The sequence below is a fragment of the Lactobacillus sp. RTP31084st1_F9_RTP31084_210423 genome (assembly GCF_040919545.1).
Lineage (GTDB): Bacteria > Bacillota > Bacilli > Lactobacillales > Lactobacillaceae > Lactobacillus > Lactobacillus paragasseri.
Genome location: NZ_JBCOVH010000008.1, coordinates 1 through 8,896, shown reverse-complemented (window position 1 = coordinate 8,896; position 8,896 = coordinate 1). Strand labels below are relative to the sequence as shown.

Genomic DNA, 8,896 nt, shown 5'->3' with positions numbered 1-8,896 from the left:
TATTAATAAATTTCGATTGTCTGATTTTCGTCTTTTGTTTTTCCAATTTAAAAGCAATCTTTATTTTAAAAATTCGGGTATAAAAAAACTGTGTTAAGCATATTTACTTAACACAGTTTTCTTCCTATTTTTTCAATTCTGGAGCATCCGTCTTAAAGTCACTTTGTGTGGACTTCTTACCATTTTGATACCATACGCTGTTTTTACTATTCCTTTCCGCCTTTTTCAGTCTCTTCAAAGAGTCTGTCTTTTTATAAGAATAATTCTTTCTCTTTACATATTTAAATCCATTCGGCTTATAGAAACGAAGTAAATTACCGGTAATTACTCGATCAGACAGCGATAGCTCGGTTGTTACCGTATTAGAAATTGAAGCTAATTGTGCTTTTACCTTCTTACTTGGATGAGTTACACGCTTACCCGAGTTAGTATAATAATAACTTCCTTCCACCTTACTATATTTTGGCGTAATAAAGTCACCATTTCTTTGAGCAACAATTTGTGGAGCATTTTTTGCTAAAAGACTATGTCCAAATTGAATCATATTCTGATCATTGATACCCAACAAGTTAAATAAAGTTGGTCTAACATCAATCTCTCCGCCATATGTATGATTAATGCCACCCTTAAGTCCTGGCATATGGAACATCAAAGGCACACGCTGAAATTGTAAGTTATCAAAATTATTAAAGCTATCTTTGTTCAGCAATTGTGCTGAAGCCTTATGGTGATTTCCTGAAATTCCATAATGATCACCATACAGCATGATTAGAGTATTCTTCTCCAATCCTGACTTTTTAAGATAACTCATAAGCTCTCCAATAGCTTCATCAAGATAGTGGGCCGTTTGCACATACCCATCTACTGTTTTATCACCAGTATCTGTTTTATCAATTGACTGATTTTTCTTATCTAAATCATACGGATAATGATTGGTTACAGTAATCATCTTCAAATAAAATGGTTGCGGTAAATGTTCTATGTACTTAATAGATTGATCAAAAAAGAGCTTATCTTTAATTCCATACCCTAAATAATACCCCTTCTTATTTTGATAATAAGATAAAGGCATAAAGTAATCATACCCAAAGGATTTATAAGCATTATCACGATTCCAGAATGATCCTGCACCACCGTGCATAACCGCACTCGTATAACCAGCTTGTTGCCCTAAGATAGCTGGAGCACTTTCAAAAGTATTGGACGTTCCATAACTTGACATTGCTGAACCTGATTGTAAGCCAAAAATAGAATTTTCTAGCATAATTTCAGCATCTGATGTTTTCCCTTGACCTACTTGATTAAAGAAATTATCGAAGCTAATTGTATCATTTGCATGATATAGCTTATTTAAGTTAGGAGTAACTTCTTTTCCGTGCCACTTATAATCAATTAAAAACTGCTGGAAACTTTCTAAATGAATAACCAACACATTTTTATTTTTAGCTACACCATAATATTCAGGATTCGGAGCAATATAGTTCTTCTTAATATAAGATTGAACAGTTTTTAAGTCACTATGATTTGCTTTTGCCATAATCGCATTACTTTGAGCTGTTTTTACACCATCATAAACAGCAAAAGAATTTAAACCTAGATATTTGACAATATAATTATTATCAAAAGTCCTTGTGAGCAAACCAGGTCTGTCTTTTTGCGCCATAGTTAGATTTGTTCCAATCAATACTACAGCTAACCCTTCAACTAGAAGAGATATCTTTAGCTTTAAACGACGAACATCAATTTTAAAAACTTTAAAAGCTATTAATAAGACAATAATAACTACATCCAAAAATACTAAAAAATCAGTACCTTTAGTAATTCCAGCAATACTCTTTCCCAAATTATCTGACGTAGATCCTGAAGTTTTAATAATGGATGTAGATAAGAAATCAGAAAATTCTCGATAATACAAAATATTCGAAAATAGCCACAAAGACAATAGGAAATCAATTATGACCATAATCCAATATGACTTTCTACCCTTAAAAAATAATCCGATTCCAATTAATAGCATGGCTGTTGGTAGTGGATTAATCAATAGCAAAAACTTCTGCATTGGGCCCACTACTCCTAGATTAAACTTAGTTATATAAGTTAAATATGTTTTAACCCAGAAAAATACAACAACTACAGTAAAAAAGCCTAATTTAGTTTTAGTTAGCCAATTATATGATGCTTTTAGGCGTCCCATTTAAGTCCTCCTCAACTTTGTTCTTTCATGATATTACTACTAAAAAATAGTTTTGATAAATTAAAATAGTAAATTTAAAGAATTTTAATGACTTCTTATTTTCTTCGGCTTAAACAACCAACCAAATATTCCTAGAATCATTCCAAAAAAGTAAGTGGTAAAGCGCCACAAAAACATCCCTAAGGTTAATAATATATTTGAATGAATAAAGGTAGTAAATAAAGTTTGAAAGCTAAATTCAGCTCCACCTGACGCACCTGGAATTGGAACAATTGCCATAAACATAATAATCATGATATTCATCTGTGTCACTTCTAACCAAGAAGGCGTTAAATTTAAAGCTAACAGAATTAAATATGGAATTGAATAAAAGCACAGCAATTGTCCAATAGTCAAAATACTTGCACCAAGTAATTTTTTCTTTTCGCGTTTTAAATTTTGACCTTCTGCATAAAAAGTTTCAATTTTTTCCATAGTATTTTTACGCCATTTTTCAACAGTATTTTTGTTCATGAATCTTTCTAATAGATTCATCAGCCAATTAGTCGCGCTTTTTGTCCAGCGGTAAGCAAACATAATAGCTAATAAAAATATTATTGAACTAACATGAAGAATAAAACCAATTAAGATAAACAATGCTAATCCTGAAAACTTGGTTATCACCATATGGAAACCAAAAATAATTGTTGAAACATAAGCAAACAAAACACAAATCTGATAAATAATAAATTTCATCAATAAAATTGAAGTAGCACGGCCACCTTCTATTCCCATTTGAATCATTGCTACTAATTGTGAAGGCTGACCCCCAGTAGATAAAGGTGTTATGGCATTAAAAAGTGCTTGAATAATTGGAATTCTGAAAAAAGACCATGCGGAGCGATGAGGCTCTCCTTTTTTATGTTCTAAAATCCAAATAATTGCAGCTTCACAGGCATAAGATAAAACCATTACCAAAAGAACTAGTAATAAAAAGTTTATATTTAATTTCTTGCTAGCTCCCCATAATGCTTTAACTGGCGTTTTTCTTAGTTCTTGCCAAATAACGAAACCACTAATTAGAAGAACAATTAGCATTCCAATAAAATGTTTTTTGTTCATTACTTAATTTGCCCTAACTTTCTACCAATTTCATACTGCTCCATATAAAAGTCATACCAGATTTTAGCGAGATGGTCTTCTGAATACTCTTGACTTGCTTCAGCAGACAATTTTTGATATTTTTTCAATTTTTCGGGATTGGATACTACAGATTTAATTTGAGAATTTAACTCTTCAAAATTTCTACCTTTCATATAATATCCATCAATAATAGCTTGATATAAGTCCAAGTCACGCAATAATACAGGAGTATTACATGAAAATGCCTCTAAAACGGACATTGGAAACAGTTCATCGAAAGATGGCAGTAAGAATAAGTCAGCAATATTTAAATAACTGACTAATTCTTCTCGTGGCACAATTCCTGTAAATTTTAAATTCTTAGGTGGATTATCAATTAATTTCTTAAAGTGTGCATATCCATCCGTCATTTTTCCAAATGAAAAGCCACCAGCCCAAATAAATTGAATACTTGGATTTGCTTCGGCTAATTTAACGAAATCATCTACACCCTTTCTTTCTTGAACTTGTCCATCTCCGACAATTACAAACTTATCCAAAGGAATATTCAATTTATTTCTAAATGCATTTTTTTGAACTTGACTTTGCTCATAAAATTCACTTTTAGCTACAAAATTAGGTATATATTTTACCTTTTTTTCATTAATACCGTATTTTACTAGTTTATCAATGAAAATCGGATTAACTACTACTATTTGATCCATCCTTTTATAAAAATCGATTACATATTTATAAAAAATACTTTTTACAGGCTCGGGTAATTTAACAGAACCTTCTAAGGTTTCCGGTAAAAAATGTACATATCCAATTTTCCTACCTCGACTAGGCAAAAAACTGTTAGCAAAATATGTAGGATTAATTGTATGATAATGTGTTAAATCACTTGTTCCATATTTATTGATAGTTACATAAAATTCATCTACTAATCTTGTTCTAAGTAAACGAATTAGCTCTTTATACGCTGATCCCACGCCTTGACCTTGAACAGAGTCAGCTTGAGAAAACATATTAATTCTAATCATAATTTACCTCAGTCTTTTGTTTATTTTGAATTGCTTCTTGATAAAAATCTTCTATTTTATGTGCAAACGTATCTGCTGACACGTCTATTAACTTTTTCTCTTTTAGATTTTTAGGAATAGTGAATTGATTTGCTTTTAAATAATCAATGATTTCATTCGTCATTTCATTTTTTGTTGTGAATGTACTCCCAAGCTCCTTATTATCAAAAACATGCTCAGTATAATCAGTACTATAGACAACGCATTTAGTACCAGCAGCTAGAGCCTCAATATATGTCAAGCCCTGCGTTTCAGTATCGCTAGCTGATACAAATAAATCTGCCATTCTATAATAATTTCCTACGTCACTGTGCTCAACACTACCAGCGAAAATAACATAGTCCTCTAACGAAAGTCTAGCGACTTGATCTTTTAAAGGCTGCACATCTGGGCCATCCCCAGCAATTACAAATTTTACATTTGGTTCACTTTCTAAAACTGTGGGCAAAACATCCAGAATTTGATCTATTTTCTTTTCCGCAGCTACACGACTCAGAGTAAGAATAACTTTCTCATTCGAATCTATTCCTAATTCTTTCCTTACATCTCGTCGTGGATTTTCATTAATGGCAGCCAAATCTACCCCCGTCGGAATTATTCGCATAGGTATGGTAACTCCATATCGTGTTAAAGTTTCTTTAACGCGTTCACTGGGAGCAACTACTCCATCCATATTATGCAAATAAGCTTTGGTAAATTGTTTTACATGATATGGCTTCAGTAAATGTCCATTTAAAACGTAGTGCAAATAATCTTCGTACATAGTATGGTACGTATGAATAGCGGGAATGCCTAAAGAATGTGCAACATATTTTCCAATCATCCCCATTGAAAATTCTGTTTGTGTATGAACAATATCAAGCTTTACTTCCTTAGCGATTTTGGTAGCTTGAAAAAGTCCTCGAAACGCTATTCTCCTATCAGTAAAAGAAACAAAAGGAACGCTACTAACTCTAAAAACATTAGGTTCAATAGTTCCTTTACCCAAATGAGGATCTGTTGTAGTAAAAATAAAGACAGAGTGTCCATTTTTTTCAAGAGCATTCTTCAATGTTTGGATTGAAGTTGCTACCCCAGAAAGCTGAGGAAAATAAGTATCGGTAAATAGCCCAATATTCATGTAAAATACCTCCATTAAAGACCATTATAAAGTTAGTAGAAAGGAGTTGCAATTTTGGATAAAAAAAAGACGCGAGAACTAACTCACGTCTTTTTGCCAGAATGTCTGAATAAATAGCGGTGATCGGGGTCGAACCGATACGTCCCAGGGGACACCAGATTTTGAGTCTGACGCGTCTGCCAATTCCGCCACACCGCCATAAATGAAATTAATCAGGAAATTCAGGCGAAGGCGGTGATCGGATTTGAACCGATGATTAGGGTTTTGCAGACCCGTGCCTTACCACTTGGCTACACCGCCAACCTCTGATCATTAACAAATTGGGATAGTTGGATTCGAACCAACGCATGATGAAGTCAAAGTCCATTGCCTTACCACTTGGCTATATCCCAATGTTAGGGCGGAATGTGGGGATCGAACCCACGCATGCCGGATCCACAAACCGGTGTGTTAACCACTTCACCAATTCCGCCATAATATTAAAAACAGGGATAGTAGGAATTGAACCCACACTAGCGGTTTTGGAGACCGATGTACTACCTTTATACGATATCCCTATTTAAATGGAGGCCAGTGGATTCGAACCACCGAACTCAGAGAGAGCGGTTTTACAGACCGCCGCGTTTAGCCACTTCGCTAGGCCTCCAGAATGGCGCGAGACGGAATCGAACCGCCGACACAAGGAGCTTCAATCCTTTGCTCTACCAACTGAGCTATCGAGCCATTACGGTCCCTACCGGATTCGGACCGGTGATCTCCTCCGTGACAGGGAGGCGTGATAACCACTACACTAAGGGACCATATTGCGGGAATAGGATTTGAACCTATGACCTTCGGGTTATGAGCCCGACGAGCTACCAGACTGCTCCATCCCGCGATGATTAAGGAGGATGTGGGATTCGGACCCACGCGCGGGCAGAACCCGCCTGACGGTTTTCAAGACCGTTCCCTTCAGCCGGACTTGGGTAATCCTCCATTTATACCATCTTTAATATGGTAATGACCCGTACGAGATTTGAACTCATGTTACCGCCGTGAAAGGGCGGTGTCTTAACCACTTGACCAACGGGTCGTTTTTTAACGTACTTATTAATCATACTCTATTTATAAAGCAATGTCAACAAGTTTTTATTTTTGATGCGTTGCTTTGTATTACCTTCCGCATCAGCAATAACTATATTACTAAAAACACCCAGTTGATGCAACCCCTAATTTGAACTTTTTTTCTTTTATTGCATTTTTACTCTCTATCGTTTAATAAAGGTGCTACACTTAGCGTATATGGAGGTACGTTATGTCTAGTAACAAATGTATTATTGACAATAAAAACAGCAAAAAACTATTAAAACTCGCTGACGGGAACTTAATTTGCGAAGATCACGCGAAATTAACCCCCTGGCAAAAAGAAGAATTAATTGAAAAAGACGCTAATCAAGTTAATGAGTATATAGATAATTTGACCAATAAATATTTGGCCGAACACGAAATTAAACATGTCGAACCGTCCTATATATCTCTTCTCCATAAAACTGCTCAAAGTGATTTAATGGACGGAGTTTCACCTGAAGAGACTTTAAAGCTACAAAACTGGATCTTAATTAAGCAAAATAATGAAATTATTCGATTACTTAAAGATTTAAAAACCAAAAATAAATAAATTGAAAAATCTTACTAAATCTTGAGACTGATAATAGTCTTGATTTAGTAGGATTTTTCTTTTGAGCAAAAATCTAAGATTAGTTAAAAATCACATTTTTCCTGCAAAACCCTTAATAAGATCTAAACTACTTATTAATATACTCTTAAATAGACATATATAACTAATTTAGAGTTGTTTTTTAGCTTTTAAGATAAATGTGCTCAAAATTTGTAAAATCTCTTTGATAAGCGAATTTTTTCTTATTATAAAAACGCTACTATCATACTGAATAACTACTTTTTCTTAGCACATAAAAAAGCACATTGGAATATTCCAATGTGCTTAATTCAAAGCGGAGATTGAGAGATTCGAACCCTCGCGCCGGTATAAACCGACCTACACCCTTAGCAGGGGCGCCTCTTCAGCCACTTGAGTAAATCTCCAATGGGCCTAAATGGACTTGAACCATCGACCTCACGCTTATCAGGCGTGCGCTCTAACCAGCTGAGCTATAGGCCCCTTTTCCTTTGAAGCGGGTAACGAGAATCGGACTCGCGACTAAAGCTTGGAAGGCTTTCGTTTTACCACTAAACTATACCCGCAACTTCTTGCTTCCTAATGGCGCGAGACGGAATCGAACCGCCGACACAAGGAGCTTCAATCCTTTGCTCTACCAACTGAGCTATCGAGCCATTACGGTCCCTACCGGATTCGGACCGGTGATCTCCTCCGTGACAGGGAGGCGTGATAACCCCTACACTAAGGGACCATATTGCGGGAACAGGATTTGAACCTATGACCTTCGGGTTATGAGCCCGACGAGCTACCAGACTGCTCCATCCCGCGATGTTTTTATATAAAAAAAGCCAAGATCCTATGGACCTTGTAGGACTCGAACCTACGACCCGACGGTTATGAGCCGTCTGCTCTAACCAACTGAGCTAAAGGTCCAAGCTTACCTCTATAGCGGCGGGGGGGATCGAACCCTCGACCTCCCGGGTATGAACCGGACGCTCTAGCCAGCTGAGCTACACCGCCATCCTGTAACTTCCTGTTTAAGCTACAATCGGGAAGACAGGATTCGAACCTGCGACCCCCTGGTCCCAAACCAGGTGCTCTACCAAACTGAGCCACTTCCCGAAGTGTGCACCCTGAAGGATTTGAACCTTCAACCTTCTGATTCGTAGTCAGACACTCTATCCAGTTGCGCTAAGGGTGCATCATTATATGCCGAGGACCGGAATCGAACCGGTACGGTTGTCACCAACCGCGGGATTTTAAGTCCCGTGCGTCTGCCAGTTCCGCCACCCCGGCATGATAATGATAAGCGGAAGACGGGATTCGAACCCGCGACCCCCACCATGGCAAGGTGACGTTCTACCACTGAACTACTTCCGCATTTTTTTATTCAATTTTTATGCCGATTAAAGGACTCGAACCTTCGACCCCCTGTTTACAAGACAGATGCTCTACCAACTGAGCTAAATCGGCATGGTACGGGTGGTGGGACTTGAACCCACACGTCCGAAAACACTAGAACCTAAATCTAGCGCGTCTGCCAATTCCGCCACACCCGCTTGAGTTTTTCTGGGCCAATGAGTCGTGGCAGGCTCGAACTGCCGACCCTCTGATTAAAAGTCAGATGCTCTACCAACTGAGCTAACGACTCAATGGAGGATACAGGGCTCGAACCTGTGACCTCCTGCTTGTAAGGCAGATGCTCTCCCAGCTGAGCTAATCCTCCATTTAGCACGGCGACT

General features: G+C 37.0%; 5 protein-coding genes and 27 tRNA genes. 1 reads left to right on the top strand and 31 read right to left on the bottom strand.

All coding sequences use genetic code 11. The features are described 5' to 3' along the window. Window positions 1-124: 124 nt before the first annotated feature. The 15 genes from AB5359_RS10140 to AB5359_RS10070 all read right to left on the bottom strand — a co-directional run bounded on the left by AB5359_RS10140 (window position 125) and on the right by AB5359_RS10070 (window position 6,569). The gene (locus AB5359_RS10140; protein WP_048685037.1) at window positions 125-2,194 is read right to left on the bottom strand and encodes an LTA synthase family protein; all 2,070 of its coding nucleotides are present in this window, start codon (window positions 2,192-2,194) and stop codon (window positions 125-127) included. Window positions 2,195-2,278: 84 nt separating this feature from the next. Continuing rightward, window positions 2,279-3,295, bottom strand: coding sequence for a lysylphosphatidylglycerol synthase transmembrane domain-containing protein (locus AB5359_RS10135; RefSeq protein WP_003650068.1), 1,017 nt, complete (start codon window positions 3,293-3,295; stop codon window positions 2,279-2,281). Next, window positions 3,295-4,338, bottom strand: a complete 1,044-nt coding sequence (locus tag AB5359_RS10130) for a glycosyltransferase family 4 protein (RefSeq protein ID WP_003650069.1) — start codon at window positions 4,336-4,338, stop codon at window positions 3,295-3,297. Before AB5359_RS10130 ends, AB5359_RS10135 begins: the two co-directional genes overlap by 1 nt. After that, complete coding sequence (locus AB5359_RS10125; RefSeq protein WP_077410617.1) at window positions 4,331-5,497, bottom strand: glycosyltransferase family 4 protein; 1,167 nt, start codon at window positions 5,495-5,497, stop codon at window positions 4,331-4,333. Before AB5359_RS10125 ends, AB5359_RS10130 begins: the two co-directional genes overlap by 8 nt. Window positions 5,498-5,611: 114 nt before the next feature. Then, a tRNA-Leu gene (locus AB5359_RS10120) sits at window positions 5,612-5,695 on the bottom strand. A gap of 31 nt (window positions 5,696-5,726) precedes the next feature. Then, window positions 5,727-5,797: transfer RNA gene (locus AB5359_RS10115), tRNA-Cys, on the bottom strand. Between the two features lie 20 nt (window positions 5,798-5,817). Next, a tRNA-Gln gene (locus tag AB5359_RS10110) sits at window positions 5,818-5,889 on the bottom strand. 7 nt (window positions 5,890-5,896) lie between these two features. Beyond that, window positions 5,897-5,969 (bottom strand) — tRNA-His (locus tag AB5359_RS10105). A gap of 14 nt (window positions 5,970-5,983) precedes the next feature. Next, window positions 5,984-6,054 (bottom strand) — tRNA-Trp (locus tag AB5359_RS10100). A 7-nt stretch (window positions 6,055-6,061) separates the two neighbouring features. Continuing rightward, window positions 6,062-6,143 (bottom strand) — tRNA-Tyr (locus AB5359_RS10095). 4 nt (window positions 6,144-6,147) lie between these two features. Continuing rightward, window positions 6,148-6,220 (bottom strand) — tRNA-Phe (locus tag AB5359_RS10090). 4 nt (window positions 6,221-6,224) lie between these two features. Then, window positions 6,225-6,297 (bottom strand) — tRNA-Asp (locus AB5359_RS10085). A gap of 3 nt (window positions 6,298-6,300) precedes the next feature. Beyond that, a tRNA-Met gene (locus AB5359_RS10080) sits at window positions 6,301-6,374 on the bottom strand. Between the two features lie 7 nt (window positions 6,375-6,381). After that, window positions 6,382-6,472, bottom strand: a tRNA-Ser gene (locus AB5359_RS10075). A 25-nt stretch (window positions 6,473-6,497) separates the two neighbouring features. Further along, window positions 6,498-6,569: transfer RNA gene (locus tag AB5359_RS10070), tRNA-Glu, on the bottom strand. A 222-nt stretch (window positions 6,570-6,791) separates the two neighbouring features. On the opposite strand from AB5359_RS10070, the gene AB5359_RS10065 reads away from it, so the two are divergent. Beyond that, window positions 6,792-7,154, top strand: a complete 363-nt coding sequence (locus AB5359_RS10065) for a hypothetical protein (RefSeq protein WP_003650072.1) — start codon at window positions 6,792-6,794, stop codon at window positions 7,152-7,154. A 335-nt stretch (window positions 7,155-7,489) separates the two neighbouring features. Here AB5359_RS10065 and AB5359_RS10060 read toward each other — a convergent pair. The 16 genes from AB5359_RS10060 to AB5359_RS09985 form a co-directional block, all read right to left on the bottom strand. After that, window positions 7,490-7,579, bottom strand: a tRNA-Ser gene (locus AB5359_RS10060). 2 nt (window positions 7,580-7,581) lie between these two features. Further along, window positions 7,582-7,655, bottom strand: a tRNA-Ile gene (locus AB5359_RS10055). Between the two features lie 12 nt (window positions 7,656-7,667). Next, window positions 7,668-7,738 (bottom strand) — tRNA-Gly (locus AB5359_RS10050). A 17-nt stretch (window positions 7,739-7,755) separates the two neighbouring features. After that, a tRNA-Phe gene (locus tag AB5359_RS10045) sits at window positions 7,756-7,828 on the bottom strand. Window positions 7,829-7,832: 4 nt separating this feature from the next. Next, window positions 7,833-7,905 (bottom strand) — tRNA-Asp (locus tag AB5359_RS10040). Between the two features lie 3 nt (window positions 7,906-7,908). Further along, window positions 7,909-7,982 (bottom strand) — tRNA-Met (locus AB5359_RS10035). A 31-nt stretch (window positions 7,983-8,013) separates the two neighbouring features. Next, a tRNA-Ile gene (locus AB5359_RS10030) sits at window positions 8,014-8,087 on the bottom strand. 13 nt (window positions 8,088-8,100) lie between these two features. Beyond that, window positions 8,101-8,174 (bottom strand) — tRNA-Met (locus tag AB5359_RS10025). Between the two features lie 28 nt (window positions 8,175-8,202). After that, window positions 8,203-8,276 (bottom strand) — tRNA-Pro (locus AB5359_RS10020). A gap of 5 nt (window positions 8,277-8,281) precedes the next feature. Continuing rightward, a tRNA-Arg gene (locus AB5359_RS10015) sits at window positions 8,282-8,355 on the bottom strand. Between the two features lie 9 nt (window positions 8,356-8,364). Next, window positions 8,365-8,450: transfer RNA gene (locus AB5359_RS10010), tRNA-Leu, on the bottom strand. A 12-nt stretch (window positions 8,451-8,462) separates the two neighbouring features. After that, a tRNA-Gly gene (locus AB5359_RS10005) sits at window positions 8,463-8,534 on the bottom strand. A 20-nt stretch (window positions 8,535-8,554) separates the two neighbouring features. After that, window positions 8,555-8,627 (bottom strand) — tRNA-Thr (locus tag AB5359_RS10000). 1 nt (window position 8,628) lies between these two features. Further along, a tRNA-Leu gene (locus tag AB5359_RS09995) sits at window positions 8,629-8,713 on the bottom strand. 19 nt (window positions 8,714-8,732) lie between these two features. After that, window positions 8,733-8,805: transfer RNA gene (locus AB5359_RS09990), tRNA-Lys, on the bottom strand. Between the two features lie 2 nt (window positions 8,806-8,807). Further along, window positions 8,808-8,880, bottom strand: a tRNA-Val gene (locus AB5359_RS09985). Window positions 8,881-8,896: the final 16 nt, after the last annotated feature.